Annotated in this window: 24 protein-coding genes; 10 read left to right on the plus strand and 14 right to left on the minus strand. The window is 41.8% G+C overall.

Going from position 1 to position 16,823, the window contains the following annotated elements; translation table 11 throughout:
- Positions 1–68: 68 nt before the first annotated feature.
- Positions 69–755 carry a M15 family metallopeptidase gene (locus tag MHB64_RS23180; RefSeq protein ID WP_341135465.1) on the minus strand — a complete coding sequence of 229 codons (687 nt, stop codon included), beginning with the start codon at positions 753–755 and terminating at the stop codon, positions 69–71.
- Positions 756–944: 189 nt separating this feature from the next.
- On the opposite strand from MHB64_RS23180, the gene MHB64_RS23185 reads away from it, so the two are divergent.
- On the plus strand, positions 945–1,109 hold the full coding sequence (locus tag MHB64_RS23185; RefSeq protein ID WP_179085776.1) for a hypothetical protein: 165 nt from the start codon (positions 945–947) through the stop codon (positions 1,107–1,109).
- Here the strand turns inward: MHB64_RS23185 and MHB64_RS23190 are convergent.
- On the minus strand, positions 1,106–1,441 hold the full coding sequence (locus MHB64_RS23190; RefSeq protein ID WP_094869518.1) for a YolD-like family protein: 336 nt from the start codon (positions 1,439–1,441) through the stop codon (positions 1,106–1,108). The two genes, MHB64_RS23185 and MHB64_RS23190, sit on opposite strands and share 4 nt — an antisense overlap.
- 381 nt (positions 1,442–1,822) lie before the next feature.
- Positions 1,823–2,383 (minus strand): hypothetical protein, encoded by a 561-nt coding sequence (locus tag MHB64_RS23195; protein ID WP_094869519.1) that lies wholly within the window; start codon positions 2,381–2,383, stop codon positions 1,823–1,825.
- A gap of 118 nt (positions 2,384–2,501) precedes the next feature.
- On the opposite strand from MHB64_RS23195, the gene MHB64_RS23200 reads away from it, so the two are divergent.
- Positions 2,502–2,990, plus strand: a complete 489-nt coding sequence (locus MHB64_RS23200; protein WP_094869520.1) for a PH domain-containing protein — start codon at positions 2,502–2,504, stop codon at positions 2,988–2,990.
- Between the two features lie 82 nt (positions 2,991–3,072).
- On the opposite strand, the gene MHB64_RS23205 is transcribed toward MHB64_RS23200, so the two are convergent.
- Both MHB64_RS23205 and MHB64_RS23210 read right to left on the minus strand, forming a co-directional pair.
- A complete protein-coding gene (locus tag MHB64_RS23205) occupies positions 3,073–4,548 on the minus strand; it encodes a glycosyl hydrolase (RefSeq protein WP_280786743.1) in 1,476 nt (491 codons plus the stop codon).
- Between the two features lie 174 nt (positions 4,549–4,722).
- Positions 4,723–5,139 (minus strand): cytidine deaminase, encoded by a 417-nt coding sequence (locus tag MHB64_RS23210; protein WP_280786818.1) that lies wholly within the window; start codon positions 5,137–5,139, stop codon positions 4,723–4,725.
- A 107-nt stretch (positions 5,140–5,246) separates the two neighbouring features.
- Here MHB64_RS23210 and MHB64_RS23215 point away from each other — a divergent pair, with 107 nt between their 5' ends.
- Positions 5,247–5,678, plus strand: a complete 432-nt coding sequence (locus MHB64_RS23215; RefSeq protein WP_042194351.1) for a NucA/NucB deoxyribonuclease domain-containing protein — start codon at positions 5,247–5,249, stop codon at positions 5,676–5,678.
- A gap of 79 nt (positions 5,679–5,757) precedes the next feature.
- On the opposite strand, the gene MHB64_RS23220 is transcribed toward MHB64_RS23215, so the two are convergent.
- Positions 5,758–5,907 carry a hypothetical protein gene (locus tag MHB64_RS23220; RefSeq protein ID WP_179281775.1) on the minus strand — a complete coding sequence of 50 codons (150 nt, stop codon included), beginning with the start codon at positions 5,905–5,907 and terminating at the stop codon, positions 5,758–5,760.
- Positions 5,908–6,056: 149 nt separating this feature from the next.
- On the opposite strand from MHB64_RS23220, the gene MHB64_RS23225 reads away from it, so the two are divergent.
- The 6 genes from MHB64_RS23225 (at position 6,057) to MHB64_RS23250 (ending at position 9,511) form a co-directional block, all read left to right on the plus strand.
- Entirely contained in the window at positions 6,057–6,233 is a 177-nt protein-coding gene (locus tag MHB64_RS23225) for a YjfB family protein (RefSeq protein ID WP_094874632.1), read from the plus strand.
- Positions 6,234–6,382: 149 nt separating this feature from the next.
- On the plus strand, positions 6,383–6,916 hold the full coding sequence (locus MHB64_RS23230) for an ImmA/IrrE family metallo-endopeptidase (protein ID WP_094874642.1): 534 nt from the start codon (positions 6,383–6,385) through the stop codon (positions 6,914–6,916).
- 74 nt (positions 6,917–6,990) lie between these two features.
- A complete protein-coding gene (locus MHB64_RS23235; protein WP_170880221.1) occupies positions 6,991–7,152 on the plus strand; it encodes a hypothetical protein in 162 nt (53 codons plus the stop codon).
- Positions 7,153–7,521: 369 nt separating this feature from the next.
- Positions 7,522–7,854: a DUF3139 domain-containing protein gene (locus MHB64_RS23240; protein WP_341135466.1), complete on the plus strand. Its 333-nt coding sequence runs from the start codon at positions 7,522–7,524 to the stop codon at positions 7,852–7,854.
- 176 nt (positions 7,855–8,030) lie between these two features.
- Complete coding sequence (locus tag MHB64_RS23245) at positions 8,031–8,525, plus strand: RNA polymerase sigma factor (RefSeq protein WP_341135467.1); 495 nt, start codon at positions 8,031–8,033, stop codon at positions 8,523–8,525.
- A complete protein-coding gene (locus MHB64_RS23250) occupies positions 8,522–9,511 on the plus strand; it encodes a hypothetical protein (protein ID WP_341135468.1) in 990 nt (329 codons plus the stop codon). Before MHB64_RS23245 ends, MHB64_RS23250 begins: the two co-directional genes overlap by 4 nt.
- 216 nt (positions 9,512–9,727) lie before the next feature.
- Here the strand turns inward: MHB64_RS23250 and MHB64_RS23255 are convergent, their stop codons facing one another.
- From MHB64_RS23255 to MHB64_RS23290, 8 genes are all read right to left on the minus strand, one after another.
- Positions 9,728–9,844 carry a YjcZ family sporulation protein gene (locus MHB64_RS23255; RefSeq protein ID WP_341135469.1) on the minus strand — a complete coding sequence of 39 codons (117 nt, stop codon included), beginning with the start codon at positions 9,842–9,844 and terminating at the stop codon, positions 9,728–9,730.
- A 30-nt stretch (positions 9,845–9,874) separates the two neighbouring features.
- Complete coding sequence (locus tag MHB64_RS23260) at positions 9,875–9,991, minus strand: YjcZ family sporulation protein (RefSeq protein WP_341136116.1); 117 nt, start codon at positions 9,989–9,991, stop codon at positions 9,875–9,877.
- A gap of 373 nt (positions 9,992–10,364) precedes the next feature.
- Positions 10,365–10,610: a hypothetical protein gene (locus MHB64_RS23265; protein WP_341135470.1), complete on the minus strand. Its 246-nt coding sequence runs from the start codon at positions 10,608–10,610 to the stop codon at positions 10,365–10,367.
- Positions 10,611–10,817: 207 nt separating this feature from the next.
- A complete protein-coding gene (locus tag MHB64_RS23270; protein WP_094874643.1) occupies positions 10,818–11,435 on the minus strand; it encodes a restriction endonuclease in 618 nt (205 codons plus the stop codon).
- 237 nt (positions 11,436–11,672) lie between these two features.
- Positions 11,673–13,004 carry a serine hydrolase domain-containing protein gene (locus MHB64_RS23275; RefSeq protein ID WP_341135471.1) on the minus strand — a complete coding sequence of 444 codons (1,332 nt, stop codon included), beginning with the start codon at positions 13,002–13,004 and terminating at the stop codon, positions 11,673–11,675.
- Between the two features lie 310 nt (positions 13,005–13,314).
- Complete coding sequence (locus MHB64_RS23280; RefSeq protein ID WP_256990061.1) at positions 13,315–13,449, minus strand: hypothetical protein; 135 nt, start codon at positions 13,447–13,449, stop codon at positions 13,315–13,317.
- A 28-nt stretch (positions 13,450–13,477) separates the two neighbouring features.
- Positions 13,478–14,104, minus strand: coding sequence for a type 1 glutamine amidotransferase family protein (locus MHB64_RS23285; RefSeq protein ID WP_094874639.1), 627 nt, complete (start codon positions 14,102–14,104; stop codon positions 13,478–13,480).
- A 113-nt stretch (positions 14,105–14,217) separates the two neighbouring features.
- On the minus strand, positions 14,218–15,180 hold the full coding sequence (locus MHB64_RS23290; protein ID WP_341135472.1) for a helix-turn-helix transcriptional regulator: 963 nt from the start codon (positions 15,178–15,180) through the stop codon (positions 14,218–14,220).
- Between the two features lie 723 nt (positions 15,181–15,903).
- On the opposite strand from MHB64_RS23290, the gene MHB64_RS23295 reads away from it, so the two are divergent.
- Positions 15,904–16,491, plus strand: a complete 588-nt coding sequence (locus tag MHB64_RS23295) for a GNAT family N-acetyltransferase (RefSeq protein ID WP_341135473.1) — start codon at positions 15,904–15,906, stop codon at positions 16,489–16,491.
- Positions 16,492–16,823: the final 332 nt, after the last annotated feature.

Consider the following 16,823-nt stretch of genomic DNA (forward strand, 5'->3'; position numbering starts at 1 on the left):
GCCTCCCTTTATGGTTAGTTATCATTGATAACTTCCCCTTGGGTGGCACTGTCTATACATGATTAGCTTTACTCTTTTACTACGTTCACTGTCTTACTCGCTGCGTCATACGTAACCTTTGCTCCAAGCGCCTCAGCTAGAGCACGTACGGGTACATACGTTATGCCGGTATCAAGAACACCATCCGTAAGTTTAGAACCGTTTAAGGTTATTGTTACTTTAACGTCTTTGTTCACCTGCTCATCCTCCCCAGTAATCCTTTTTAAAGCTTCATTGACCTGATCCGTCGTAGGACGTTTACCTGCCCGAAGTTGAGTCGTGGTTAAGCCGAAGGCCATTTGCAGATGTGAATAATCTTTAAAAGACGTCCAGTCTCCTCCCCACTCAAGCCCTAGCTGTTTTCCCACCTGTACAACCTCTTGCCAGTCCGCAATTTTATCTTTATCACCATCACGATTCATATCCCAGGAAAGACTTTTTCCATCCGGCAGCAAAAGCGCAAAGTCAAACGCAAGGCCATAATTATGATAGCTGGTTCCACCCTTGGCGTTGGTAACTATAGGTCCAGGCTTACTTCTCCCCTGCGCATACAAGGCATTTTGTTCAGCAATCGACCGTAACCCCTGAGTAATAACGATGGGCACTCCTCTGGCATAGCTTTGCTGAATCAAAGCCTTCGCCCCTGCTGCCAAAACAGGATGAAGCCCAACAAGCCTCGCCGCCGATTTGTCCCTCACTTGATCTAAAGTCAGCATAGAATCACCCCTTGGTATAATCAATGATCCCGCTCCCCCATTCGCTTGTACTAATACCCCTGCTTGCATCAGCAAAAAAAGACCCCGGTATCCCCGAGATCTCCCCTGAAAAGCACTTATTCATAGCTTCTCCACCTTGGATCAATTCCACAAAAAAGGGCAAAATATTAGCGAAAGGTGGGAACACATATGGACATTCATAGCGATAGCTATAAAGTTGCTGCCCTGAGCGAGCAGGAAGAAGCGCTCGAAATTATTCGAAATGCCGAAGCTTCCATTGCACATCTGACCGGCAACCCAACGGTGACCCTAATTGCTTATGAAAAAAGTGAAGTCAGCGGTTCTCAGCATTAGACGATGTAAACCTCCACGAGGTCATCTACATTGATCCACTTCCATTCCTCCGCCCACTGCAGCTTAAACTCACGCGAGTGGGTGTGAATGGAAGTCACAAAACCACTTATTGTCTTATTCTCAAAAGGATCAAACAGCACAGCAGTGACGCGCACATGACTCCGTAACGATAAGGCCAGTGTACATTCGATCTCCTCCAGCTTCTGCTCATCAAGAATAGGCTTGATGCGGCGCAGCGTCTCCCGTTCATCCCTAATAATTCTTACCTTGTGCTCCGGCAGCATCATGCGACTGCTTTCCCAAAGTCCGTTTTTCTCCAGCTTTTTGCCCATGGTATCCCCTCCCTAATTTCTATACTTATTCCGCTATGCACGAACGTATGTTTGTATTATATCCACACCTTCGCTGAATAATCAATAATCAGGAAAAAGATACCTTTTATAAATCCTCCTCTTCATTTAAAAGTTGTATAATACTGTATATCTAATTGAGAGGAGCTTTCCACTTGAAAAAAAACAATGCCCTGCTCATCCTAATCCCTGTATTATTCCTGTGTCTATACCCCCTCGTATATCGAAGCAGTACCCTCTCAGACCTCACAAAAGGAATCGTAGCTGGTTTATTTATAGGATTATCAGTGTTACCTCTACTCAAGCTCAACATCGCATCAAAAAGACGCTGACAGTTGAACTGTTCAGCGTCTAACTTCCGATCTATTCTTGAACTTTCTCTGATTCAGCGGTGGATTGACCATCAGCATCGATGAGTCCTGTTGCTTCTCTTGCTTCATTAAGCTTGGAAATGCCGTATAGCATCGCGACGTCAGCGTTCTGATTCAATTCCTCGAACTTCTCAGCAGTGACCTCTGCGGAATCAGCACCTTGAGAGGCCTGTTCTTTTAGAGAATAAGCACTTTGAAAAGCAATCTTAGACTCATCAAGCAGCTTACGAATGTCTTCGGGCAAGCTAGAGGAAATTTTCACTTTTTCAGCCTGATTGGATAGGTCTGTTGCGGTCTTCTGGAATTCGTTAATCTTCTTCTCCAGCTGCCTGTCCGAAAGGTCTCCTGCTGAATAAGCAGCAATAGCTTCGTTGAACTCCGCTAAAGATGATTTTCCTAATTCATCAAGTTTAGACATTTCATTGTAGAAGTTTTGCACGGTTTCCTGCACTTCTTCTTCCGAGGCAGGTGCCGATGAAGTTGAATTATTATTGCTGCAGGCGCTAAGGATGACAGTCAGCATTAGCGTTCCTATTAGTAACACTTTTTTCATTATTTATCCCTCCACTTAACAGAATAATGTCGGTTTGTGTAAAGCGCAAATGAAATTTATGTAAAACGACTATTATGTTATAATTATTTTAATTGTAATCAGGGAAGGAGAGGTATTTATGCCTTATTGCACAACCTGCGGATCAGAATATAAGCAGGGCGCTAAATTTTGTGGAGAATGCGGAACTAGCATGGACGGCACCGCTCCAGTGACCGCCCGCCGTCCATCAGCAAATCCAAATGCTACTCAAGAAGTCGTTCTCTGGAAAGGCAAACCAGCCAGTATCTCTGATCGCCTCAAAGGAATCGTACGCCTAAACACTACTACGTACACCATTACAAGCCAGCGCATTATGGTAAAGACCGGACTTATCGGTAAAAATGTCGAAGAGATCGAATTACTGCGTGTACGCGATTTATCCGTAGCACAATCTATCATGGACCGGATGCTCGGCATCGGTACATTAACTGTATTTTCAGATGATGCCTCAGCACCTCAGCTTCTTTTCCGAAAAATTCATGATGCTCAAACCGTCAAAGATGTTCTGCGCAAAGCTGTTCGTGACGAGAAGATCGCCAACAACATTAGCTACCGTGAACAAATCTGAGATTTTTTCACATTAAAAAAAGCCCCGGAATCCGGGGCTTTTTTGCTAATATTCGGATGCTCGAATCCGTTCGGATATCGCCTTAAGGAAGATAAAATGCTCCAGCTGGAATAACCCCTTTGGGTTGGCTAGGACTTTCCCACTGCAATACAATCCGCGCGTCTCCCACATTCTCATAGTACTCCACTTTTATTTCATGCAGCTTGCCTGCAATCAGATTCACACTGCCTTTTCGCTCTTGCCCACTCTGATTCACCCAACTGTCAATGATCAGCCCACCATCAATCCACACCCGCACCCCGTCATCAGAGGAGGTGTAAAGGGTATAGGTTTCACTATAGGCTGCAGTAAGCTTACCACTCCACCGTATTGAAAAAGCGTCGATGCGAATGGCTGGATCAGGCGAACCCTGTTTCCACGAAAATTGGATGTTAGCATCCGTTCGCGTCAGCGCAGGAGCGCCGCTAAGGGTCATATTATTGTAATATTGTCCCCATAGTCCACTCTGCAGCACACTATCTCCCATAGCTTCCACAATTGCCGCCTCAGCAGCATACTCTTCCCGTGTGAATACAAAGCTGTCGTTCATAAAGGCTCTAATTACCGCATCGGTATTCTTCTCATAAAGAAGCTTGCCCCAGGTCATCTGATAAGACCATTTGGGCTGTGATTTAGATAGTAGTGCAGGGGACGGTAGCTCTCCATTTTCTCCAATCGCGATCACTTTTCCACGACCCAGATCCCATAGACTATCATAGTGACTTCCCTTAAAATCCCCATCATAGATATCTAGTGCCAGCACATCTACTTTATCACCGCTTGGGTAGTATTCGGCAGGGTCATCACTCCACTGATTTTTGGCATTTGGGCTCCAGACCCACAATAAATTATGCAGCTTATGATAGCTGGTGAAACGGTCAAACATAAGGTTCCACAGTCCCACGTAGTTGCTCTTCTTCCCCCACCAGAACCATCCGCCATTCATTTCATGATACGGCCGCCAGAGCACAGGAACACCTGCATCATTTAGTTTTTTTAAAGAAAGAGCTATCTTATCCAGATCAGCAATCAGTGCATTATACTGAGTGGTACCCGGGGTTATATATTTGTCAAAATCAGCGTTGCTTATGCTCGTAGAAACATTAGTCCAAGCTGGAGCTGTCCCTGGCAACTGAGCGTGATAGCTTATCGTTACGATTCCACCGGAATTATACCAGCGAATAGCACTGCTAACGACCCAATCCCGCTGATTGTCTATTAGTGCTGCCGTCTGATTATTGATTGCGCCCAGCTCATAGCCGTGAAGGGCCGCATATTGCCCGCTAGTATTTTTCAGCTCTCCATTGAACTCATCCGCGCTTTCCAAATAATCATGTTGTCCACTAATCCATCCTTTTCCTTGCAGAAAATAAAGGGTATTCAACAATTTCTGAGCAGAAGGCACCGTTTCCGAATCTGCCGGAGCCATTTGCAATTTACGATACGCCATTTGCCACTGAACATCGCTCACAAACCTCGATGCCGAATCAACCATATTTCGAAGATTGCGCTGTTCCATCCACTCTCACATCCTTTTAACTTTTTTAAGTTATAGTATGGGGATACTAGTGACATGAACTCAGCGAATGGACATGAAGTTGTAAATTAATTTAGGTCAGTGTAAGGAACTGCTGAATAAATTCACGGCTCCATAAAAAAAGGAGCCTAGTGGCTCCCGAGCAAACTCTCCAATTTACCTCGTATATCTCAGCGGTAGTAATTCAGAAATATCATATTTAGCTAACCGGCCGTCCTCGGATACAATAACTTTGCAGTCCTTCCCGTAATCAGCAATTAACTCACGGCACATCCCGCAGGGAGAAACTACTTTAATTTCTCTTTCCTCGCTGTCCGGATCAGAATGCCTTACCGCAACAATCGCATCAAATTCCTTGTAGCCTTCGGATATCGCTTTTCCAATCACCATCGCTTCTGCACAGACTGTAATTCGTCCCATGCTAGCTTCTACATGTACCGCTGTAAAGATTTCCCCCGTCTTAGTACGGAGCGCCGCCCCTACATGGTGCCTTTCCCATTCATAGCGTCTAGTTATAATATCTTCAGCAGAGGCTATAAGCGTCTGATCTTCAATCGTAATCAAATACTCCATATCCAATACCGTCCTCCTCTTATTTTTCCTAAGTATATTAAATCGCACTGCATTATGATATAAGATATACTATTTTAAGTTCCAAAAAAGGAGGAGCAGATTTGAAAATACAGAAACTACTCACCAGTCTCATCATTGTTGTGTTACTTGCTTTGGGCGGTTATTGGTATGAACAGAACGGAGATCCGGCAGCCCCCTCGTCCACATCCGATTCAGAAGTTGTTCAGCTGATCTTCCCATCAGATCGTTATCCTGAAACCGCTAAGCACATTCAGGACGCGATTGCCAAAGGGGAGTCCGCGACGTGCACGATTAACCGTGAGCAGGCTGAAGACAACCGCAAAGAATCCTTAAAAGGGATCCCCACCAAAAAAGGCTACGACCGCGATGAATGGCCCATGGCCATGTGTAATGAAGGCGGAAAAGGGGCCGATATTGAATACATAACCCCAAAAGATAACCGCGGCGCAGGTAGCTGGGTTGGCAATCAGTTAGAAGATTATGCGGATGGAACCCGCGTAGAATTTATGTTTAAATAATGAGCTAACGAGAACAGCGCTTCAAAAAAAGTAGCCCCATCCGGTATACCGGATGGGGCTACAATGTGCATCAGCTAGCTTAGAATAAGCAAGCTTTAGTGATGATAACCAGCAAGATGAAGAGTACCAGAATAGCTCCTGTTGAAGTCCAAGGGCTACACACCGGACCTACTGCTGCTGGGCTTACTACCGGACCTACGTTACATCCACAACCATGTTCAAATCCCATTTTCAATTCCTCCTAATGATTAATGACTACAGCACAAGATATGTAAAAAGGAGATAAGCCGTTTGGGCGAATTGGCAAACAAATGCTATTCACCTAATGAATTAGGTAGGTGCAGTCGATAAACAGGATATACACAAAGGAGGTGCAATATGGATATAGCCGCGTTATCAGTAGCAATGAGCCAGGCATCCTTAGCTCAAAATGTAGGAATACAAGTCATGAATATTGCCAAAAATCAGGCTGAAACCCAGAGTCAGACGATGGTGGAAATGCTGGGCAAAAGCGTTGCTCCGAATTTAGGAAAAACACTTGATATTAGTGTTTAATTGCATTATGCTAAGGACACACAAGAACACTCGTTCTTATGTGTCCTTATATTTTTACCCTACATAGCCCCTTGGGCTTTTCTTTTGTCTTATTATACGAACATACGATCCTATAATCGATTCTGAATGAGGTGAATGATGTGAATAACATGAAATCCTATTATCAAATGACTGCGCTGGAGAAGTGGACGGAAGATTTATACAAGCGTCTGAACCTTACTCAGCCTTCGCAAATTTCGATTGCTTATATTGCAGAACGGCTTAATATTTGGGTTCATTATTTGGATGTAAGAAGCAAGAGCATCGAAGCATCAGCGGGGATGTACACCATGTTTATTGACAACCGGCTTCCAGCCAGTCTGCAGCGGCTAGAGTTTCTCCATGAGCTCTGTCACCTGCTCCGCCATGGTACGGATCAAATATTGATGCCAGAACATTTCACGCGGGCACAGGAGGATGAATCTGAGCGATTTATTCTTTATGCAGCTATGCCCTACTCCATGATCTCCCGCATGACGTTGCCTGAGCAACGGGAAGATGCAATCAGCTATCTTGCAGCAGAATTTCAAGTACCAAACGAGCTGGCTTTACAGCGGATTGATCAAATTCAAAGACGTGTTTTTCAGGGGCAATTATTGGCCGTGATGGGAAGAAACGAAGAACGATTAACACATATTCAATAATGACTGCGGAGATAATAAGGGAGTCGCAATGAAGGACCATTATTATGGTGGAATTTCTCGCAAGGGGGATCGATATGGAAGCCATTAAAGTAATTGAATTATTGATGACTCATCCAGATTATAACGTAGATGCAGTGCACCCCGAAATTCCGGATTTTGTTGGGATCGAGTCGATTGAAGTGGATCATGAAACGGGAACCTTCTCCATTTTATTGCAAGAACCCAAAGACGACTGAAGCTGATTTGTGTAAGTTCATAATAAAAAGGCAGCAAGTATAGTATACCCAGGCAATTCTTTACCTACGCGGGTTTAACTATCGGCGGGAAATTTGCTGCCTTATTTGTAATAAAACTCTGTTAGGCGGATACAAACTGAATCACACCAATAAGAGTTAGAATGAGGAACATACCCACAACTCCCCAAATAATAAACCATAAAATTCGGAGACCTGGTAGCTTGGGACTAGCATGATTCTCTTTTCTTCTTGTTGCATCATTTTCTTCCTCCCTTCTAATGTGTAAATTACAAGATACAATAGATATGACATACCAGTCACAATATATTATCTTATAATATATACATTTTAGCTAAATGGAGGGAATTAATGAAGAAAAGAACAACAATAATTCTTATTACCTTCGTTATTATATATGGAGTCGCTTCTTTAGCGCTTCAGGCCTTCCGAAATCATATGGACAATGAAGTGATTCATTATTTGGTAGCCACGAGAGATTATAAAAATGAAGATCTTTATAAAGTACACACCCAGATTAGTAAGGCTCCCGTCGTAAGTACAACGGTGATTTTTGCAGATGAACCTAACGCAAGATACTTTTATCGAAAAGAGAAGGATCGGATTTATCAATATAGCATGGCTCTTGTAAAAGGGTTTGATCCAAAATATACATATAAACATAGTGAGGAGACCCTCCCGTAAAGGGGAACTTCTATTATAAAGGTGCGATTGTCTCAGCAGTCATGATATGGCTGCTGGGCTATCGCGCCTTTTTTTTGATTCTAACCCTTGATCTAGACGCTAACAAATTCTCTCAGGAACATAATGTGACCAAATGCCGTCCTAAATGGTGTTAAAGGTAAAGGGGGCATAGAATCATGCAACGATCCATGACCCGGCCGGGAAATCATGTGATAAAGAGTTACGAAATCTACGCAGATATGCTGTTCCGGATTGCTTTGGTCCATTTAGGCAGCCGCCAAGATGCCGAAGAAGCCACTCAGGATACCTTCATCAAACTGATAGAAAAAGCACCAAAGTTCAAAGACGCTGAACATCAGAAAGCATGGCTGATCCGGGTAATCACCAATCATTGTAAAACATTACTAGGCAGAGGCTGGCGCAAGCGCGAGGTCAAACTGGAAAATGCTGAGCCGATTTCGTTAGACACCCCCGAGGATTTGTCTCTGCTGCAGTTAGTTATGGGGATGCCTATGAAGTATAAAACCGTAATCCATCTTTATTATTACGAGGACTATCCCATCCAGGAAATCAGCAAAATTCTGCAGATTAGTCAGTCTGCCGTAAAGATGAGACTTCAGCGGGGACGGCAACTGTTAAAACTGGAGCTGGAAGGAGTGGAATCACAATGAAAGAAGATCAGTTTCGAACATTATACAAGAAAGCGGTGGATTCTATGAAACCAGGTGAAGAGATGAAAAAAGAATTGATCGACAAACTGGAGCAACAGCAGGAGCGGAAGCGTCCGCGCAAGACGGTTTATATCGCGGCAAGTATCATCCTCGCCGCCGGGATCGGCTTAGCTGCACCTAATATATGGCAGCAGTTAAATAACCAGAGTACTCAGGGGCAAATCGCTCAGGTAACTCCAGGTCCAAAGCAACCAGACAATTCTGGCACAAATGCGTCCGGAGGCATTGTCATTCCCAAGCTGGAACTTCCGGATACCAAATCTGGCGTTATGGCAGATATGATCGCTCTAGTCGTATATAAAGATAACATTTATACACAGTCTGCGACTCGAATCAACGCAGCTGATGCTGCCGCTCTGCGCGGTGACAAGCTTGGTCGTACTACAGGTGGCATCGATGAATGGAGCGGTAAAGACAAATATATTGAGTTAGCTTCTAACATCGGAGAAACGGATATCTATTCCGTAAAGGGCTATGATTCCGATTTCTTGATTATGTCCTATTCGGAAATCAACGGCGAGGTATTCGCCGAACTGTATGAGCATACAAACGGGATCACTGTAAACAGCGGCGCTGATCTATTTGGCAAGCTAAATATTGAAGGCCGAATTACTTCCGTACAATGGGAAAGCTTCGACAGTTGGAACAACGGACAGCAGCAGTACACACCGCTCGCTGACGACGAGGCGCTTAATGGCTTCTTGAAGGCACTCCAAGCAGCCAAACCGCTGGCAGCAGAGCCTCTTATCGCGCAAGGCATCTACGACAGCGAAGACCGCAAGGTTCTCTATCTCCAGCTGGAAGACAACGCCCGGGTAGAGCTGACGCTGTTTGGTCAAGGGCTAGTACATTACGGCCAGGCACCTGTATTCTTCGAAGTCGAGTCCGGGGCATTCCAGCAGCTATGGGATAGTATGAAACCATAAGGATGATGGTCGAAAACCGAGAGTACAGCGATTGCGACAACGATTTGTGACAACTTTTCGGACACTATACCCATTAGAGAAGTCTAGCTGGATACAAAAAAAGAGACGCTGTTGCAAAACCATTTCATGGCTTTGCAGCAGCGCCTTTTTGTGTTAGCTGTATGGTTTGCATTGGTAGGATGATTTTGTCGATTAATATATAGTTAGACTAACATTTTATAAACAGATAGTCTTAGAAATAATTACAAGGAGGATAAACAGTACCAAGATTGCACCGGTAGATGTAAAGGCTCCTCCGATACCACCGCCATATCCTCCAACAAATTCACCCATCATAATTCCTCCTTTGTAAATGAATGCTACTTAAAATATACAGGCCTTAGTAATGATAACCAGCAGGATAAAGAGCACCAAGATTGCACCTGTGGATGTAAAGGCTCCACCAACAAAACGTTCAGGTTCACGTTCACGTTCTCCAATACCGCATCCACCAACAAATTCGCCCATTCGTGAATTCCTCCTTTGTAATTGAATACAAATGTAGGATATGCCAGTTTTCTGATCGTGCTTGGGTATTGAGAGATGAAATTAACCCCGCTAACCAATTAAGGTAGATGGGGTATTTAATGTACACATTTATGCTAAAACCATCCTAAATTGAAATTCATTTCTCATGTAATAAACATCAGCAACCTTAACGCTCCAATTTCTGTACTGGACCCTCACAATTAATTACGCAGTCGGCCAGTTCGCCACGCCGTTCAAGCATATCCACGTGAGATTGCTTTAAGGCAGCAGATAGAATTCAAAGTCAGTTTTTAGGACTTGTAAATATTGCTCAATTTGATCACTCCTAAAAAGATAAGGTACAAAGCGCTAATCCTAATACAATAACTCCTACAATTATCACAACAACACCTTTTCTGTTTACCAAATAGTTATATCCACCAATAGATATGAGGGCTCCACACATCATTACAACCATCAAAGATTGTTGTTTCTCATTCGCAACATCATAATTATTGAACAATAATGAAATACCTAGAAGAATAGTTGCCGCACAAAAATGGACACCAAATTCTTTGAAGATTTTCTTCATTACAGTACTCCTATGTATTAAAATACCTGATCTCATTTTCTCCGCTTCATGTATTTCTTAATCAAATAAAACAAAACTAATCCTAACAATACCAAGCCAAGTATGGTGATCCATAGAATCATTGGATTCCCTACGAAAAAATATGTATTTCTGTATTGAAAATCTTCATTGTTCATCATTATAAAAACTCCTTGTACTCAGAACTATCTATTTCTTCGCAACCCATCGTTTTTCAACTTTGAAGTCCTTCTTAATTACTTTATTGCTATTCATGTAATTATCCCATGACTCCAGTATAATCCTGGGCTCTGACTCAAGGATATCCTTCGCTTTATCAATCTGCCCTGACTTGAAAAAGTTTATAATTTCTATAAGGTCACTTCTACTATGTAATCTTACGGCGTTATAACTAGCAAGCTCTTCACACGCAGAGGTATATTGATTTGAGGATATTATCATGGACTTCTTTGCCTTGTAATATCTCATGGAACTATAGACCTCTTGAACAGCTCCTAACCCTACTGGATAGGAATAACGCTTTGCCTGAACGACATTTCGAACCCCCTCCCCGTCTGTAAACACTAAGTCAGATCCAAAATCTCTGCCTCTTCTCGTTTTATATGTATCACTATAACCCATGGCCAAAAATAAACGATACAGATATTCTATAAAGCCAGTTCCGTCTTCCATTTGGTCTATGTCCTGGATCGTAATCTTAAGTGGATCAATTACTATATTTTGGGAAGGACAGCTCTTCTTCCTTGATAAAACTTTAAATACAAAAACAGCAGTAATGATAGCAAGAATAACCAACAAAATTATCATTTTTGTCAACCAGCAACCCCCATTAATATAAGAACCTCGCCAATGCCGGCGAGGTTTTTCCAAATTGCAATGCCATTACTTCCAAACCCTATAACCTTAATATAAATTATTTGGAACATTATGTATATATTATCAGTAATAAAAAGTCCTAGACTACTGTTGGTTTATTGAACTAACATTTCCCGTTAGTTGAACGATCCGAACACCAAATGAATTTGAGCTTTTGTTGTTAACCAACTACAACATTGCCTGAAATTCCTGTAACCTACTAGAAATTGAGATACTATCAGGAAATATTGCAGAGGTACAATTCAGAATTCGGAAGGCGTCTTCCTTATGGCCACCCCACGTTAATGCTTCAGTGATTCGTATAAATTCAAATTCCATTAAATAGTGTTTATCTTGTTCCATCCTCATGATGCGGTGATATTCTTCCATCGCATTGTCTACTCCATTAGATACAGCTAAAGCTGCAACTTTTTGAGCAATAGATCGCTTGATGTGGGTAATGTTCGAACCAAGCAATAGATCCAGAATTGGATAGAGAGCGCTCCCCAGCCAAACATAGTCGCAATTGGTCATAATAGAAACCGCAATATTTTCATCGGGAAGAAGGAACAGATTGCTCAAAAAACCGGTATCCCATCCTGAATGCGAGGTGATACGCAAACCCTTATATTCTCCCAGAAACCAGCCTAATCCAATCTGTGCATTTTCTTGACCGTAACTAGTTGTTGTATGTGGCTTCCACATTTCATCATAGCTGCCGGATTGTAATAATTGATAGCCATTTCCTGCAGTTCCGCGGTTTTGATGCATTAGCAGATATCGGCACATATCTCCAGCATTAGTATATAAGGTTGAACTGGGGCCATGTGCCCTGTTGTACGGAAACACATCACTAACATAGCCACCATAACCATTGGAAGTACCCAAAATATGAGGTGCAGCTAGATGAGTTTCAATTTCCAGTTTCAGAAATGAACTGGACCGCATTCCAATTGGTGTAAGAATGTTGTTTTTCATATATTCCTCAAAGCTCATTCCGCTAACTTTTGCGATCATGTCTCCCAAAATTTCATATCCGATATTACTATAGGCAAAGTTATCGCCAGGCTCGCTCAATAACTTGTGACGATAAACACCTTTTACATATCTTTCAAGACTTTGCTCATCATATTCTGGACGGTCCCATCCGTAATCTTCTTCATCCGGCATCCCCGAGGTATGGCTCATAAGCTGCCTTATTGAAAGAATGCGAAATCGCTCGTCCTCCATCTTAAAATACGGTAGATAATGGGTTATCGGTGAATCTAGATCTACTTTGCCACGCTCAACTAATTGCATGATGGCTGTAGCAACGAAGGTTTTAGAAACTGAGGCTTGGTGAAATAAGGTACTCCTGATAAGGGGATCACCTGTCGATACATTTGCTGTTCCATATTCACCAGTAAATAAAATCTGGTTGTCCCTCACTATTCCGACTGCTAAACCTGGAATCTGTTCATTTTCTACGAAATCTGCTAGCATTTCATGTAACAAACTCCCTATATTCAGATCATTAATCAATTTAACCCCCCAAAAATATTCGGCATCAAACTGTTAAATTCCCTTTAGTAATAGGTTTATTTTACCATAATGCCAATGCTTTTTTTGGTAGAGAATGATTATACTTATTTATGTATCCTGCCCCTTAGCTTAGTGCCCTTGACAATCTAGTATCTTTTTCCCGTGTTTATCAAGACCTAGATTTTAGGAAAGTCAGATATAATAAAGGGTTCCACATATTATACATGACTAATATGTGGAACCCTTTATGCTTAATTATCGTACTCCGTTAGAATTCCTGTGGAACGAATATTTTAAGTCACATTGTTACTCATGTGGCATCTTGTCCATATCCATATCCATATACAACACACTGTTCTAAATGGTGTAATAGATGTAAAGTCTTTGGATGTTCCATTCTAGTATATTTACCTGACACTCCCATATCTTTTATGCTTTCAGTCATTTTTACTCCTCCTTAAATGCTGATACCTTCATTGTGTTGAATTCATCAACTCATAGTAATATTTAGAATCATTAGTCTTATTAAGGCTATACCAGGCGTCTAATGTTTTTGGAGAAAACACATCCAAAGCTTTCAAGATGTGTGCAGAAAATTCCAACGGAGCTATTCCAGATGCTGTGATCAGTTTTCCATCAGTTACAGCAGACTCCATTTTGTAATACTTTTCTCCTGTATAAGTGGGACAGATCATTTTAAGGTATTCCAGATCATTGCTTGTATGCCCACGTGAATTCAGCAATCCTGTCTGGGCAAGTCCCATTGTAGCACCACAAATCGCTGCAACCCATATACCTTCCCTTAAACACCTCTCAGCAATTTTTAAGAGGGGGTGGTGAATGGTTTCTGTCCATGTATCTCCACCGGGTAAAATCAATAGATCTGATCTTTCAATGCTGCACTCATCCAATTTGATGTCAGGCAGTATTGTAAGTCCGCCCATTGTAGTTACTGGAGTCTTATCAATTCCCACGGTAACTATTTTTGATGGGGCCAGCCCCTTTTTATAATATCTTCCCGAGTTCAGTTCGGCAGTTAAGTAGCCTATTTCCCAGTCTGCCATTGTGTCAAACACATAAAGATATACCGTATTATTCATTTGCAAGTTCTCCTTATTTTACAATTCATCAAGTGATACCAACCATCCATCGGTAATCAATGATTATCATCATTATAAAATAGCTTCACTGACATCCCCTGTCAGTGAAGCTATTAAAGTTGATAATATTCCATTAACTCCGACACAAGAACAACAAGTTTTTCCTTCAAACTCTGTGGTTCAATTACTTGAATGGATTTCCCGTAGGATAAGAGAAATGAAGGAACATAGGTATGAATTGATGTTTCCTCAAGTAAAAAGATTGCTTGATTTGATGTACGCTCTTTCAGATGATGCCCCAAAAACCAATGCAGGCATAAGTCATCCAACGCCTCTGACCTACCTTCGATAATTAAAGCAATTAACCCGTCCTTGCCGACTAAATCAGGTAATAGATTTTGCAAAAAAAATTCCCGAGCCAAAAAAGCTTCGGAACGCTTAAATATGTTTTGAGTACGCTTGATTTGTAAAATCCGTTCTACCCGAAAGCTGCGGATCTCATTTCTCAGGTGGCAGAATGCAACAATATACCATTTATTGTTCCAGTAAACCATTCCATAGGGATCTATCACCCTAGTCTTGTGTTGATCATCACGGCGTGTGCGATAATCAATTTCTACAGAGAATTCGTTTGCTACAGCTTGCTCCAATTCCACCAATACTGGCTGAATAGAAGGGTCTCCCATACGGTTTATAACTTCAAATCCGGCTAAATGACGGCTGAGAACACTTTCCTGTTCCTGATTCGAATACATTTTCAATTTGGATGTCGCATTACCTAATGCCTCACTCAAAGGGTATCCGGATTCTTTTGCAAAAACAGCAGCATGAAGAAGTGCTTTTTTTTCTTCAATATCAAATAGCAGAGGTGCTCTGATAAAATTATTCAGCAAGCTATACCCGCCATTATGACCAGTGTCGGATATTATAGGCACTCCACTGGCACCTAGCGCATCAATATACCGATAGACTGTCCTTATATTTATTTCTAGCTTTTCGGATATTTGTTTTGCGGTCATTTTAACGCCCGAATTCAGCATCCATAGGATTGCCAGCATATTATCGTTTTTTGGCATCACATATACCTCATCTTTTATTAGGATCTCTCTAAATTATTAGCTTTGCGAATCGCTTGCATCCCTTTATTCATCAATCTTTCAGTCTTTCAATCCTCACGTAGCATTTAATGTGTGTCGACTCCCGTAACTTAAACAACAATCTGCAATTTTTAACATTGCTGCTTTTACTCTCAACTCAACTTTCTGCTTACCACAACTTGTGATACAGTTCACCGAGTATGATCTTAAACTATGCTGCCCGTTACCCAAAAAGTGAGACTGCTTGCTTGTTCGGCTAGATGTTTCCGGTTCATTACGACCACATAGATGATTTGCTTCACCGCATCCTTCCCTTACAACTCCTTACCTCGCAGCTGCAGCAGTCCACCTATCGAACACTCACGGTTGCAGTAACCATTATCCGAGAAAATATACTGCCAAACTCTCTCATGAGTTCCACGCGATTTCGAAAACTATCACGCCCGATCCATATCCTCTCACCCCTTAATAGATTGGTATTGTGGTGTTTCTTCGTACTGTGCAACATCTAACGGAACCATTTCTGTCAAAAGGAAAAAAGTATTAGACATTCGAGGGCATTAAGCTTCCTGAATAATTTAAGAACTACGTCATCTAAGTAATATCATCATGGAGAGTTTGCTTATAATCAAAAAGTACCCCCAAAATATATATTTCTTAATATAAACTTATAGAGTCCTGATATCACTTGGAGGTGTGCTTATGCGAAATATAGATTATATAGATTATTATTGGCAAGATGATGAAATTAGATTGCGCTCAATACAGGCTGAAGATTGGGAGAGTTCATATCTAAGTGAATTCGATACCCCTGCTCGACGTTTTCTAGAATGTTCTATTGAATTACCACCTACAATCTCAGGTGCGAAGAAATTCGTAGAAGAAAACGTTGAATTTTCCTCCACTAATGGTCGAATCATGTTTACAATTGAAAATTTGAACGGTGAAGCTGTAGGTGGTATTAATTTAAACAGCATTGACGAGAGGAATGGCACATTCAGCATAGGCATTGTAATTGATCATCCCTATCGAGGTAAGGGGTATGGTACCAGGGCAGTGCACATGCTCTTAAAATATGCATTCTTCGAGCGCAGACTTAATAAATTTAATGATTATGTTCTTGAAGGAAATAAGGCATCGGCTGCTATGCTTACAAAAGTAGGATGCGTTCAAGAAGGAGTCAGACGTCAAGTGTTTTACATAAATGGAAGATATCACGATTCCATCTTGTTCGGTTTAACAAAGGATGAATATGGGGATCTTCTTCACAATGACCATCACAATATATAGTCATGCATTAACCTAAAGTGAAACGTTTAGATCATTAAACCAACGGCAGTCTAGGATTTATTTCTCAGTTTTAGACAGCTGTTGGTTTTTTAAATTTGAACCCTTAAAACGAGCTCTTTTGGAATTCGATAGTGAGCAGTTTGCGTCGACGGCGTAGCAACTCAGTTTTAACCTCCTGCTAGTGAACCTACTGTACTTGTGCGAAAAGCAAGAGTCAAAAAAATTAGATTCCACCATCAGCGACAGCGACATACACATCCATCATTCTAGTTGGCGATCGGAATAAATCCAAAAGTAGCTGCGGAACGACTGGCGACTGGGTATGACTCCAG

The sequence above is a fragment of the Paenibacillus sp. FSL K6-2859 genome, from assembly GCF_038008265.1.
Taxonomy (GTDB): Bacteria; Bacillota; Bacilli; order Paenibacillales; family Paenibacillaceae; genus Paenibacillus_AQ; species Paenibacillus_AQ nitricinens.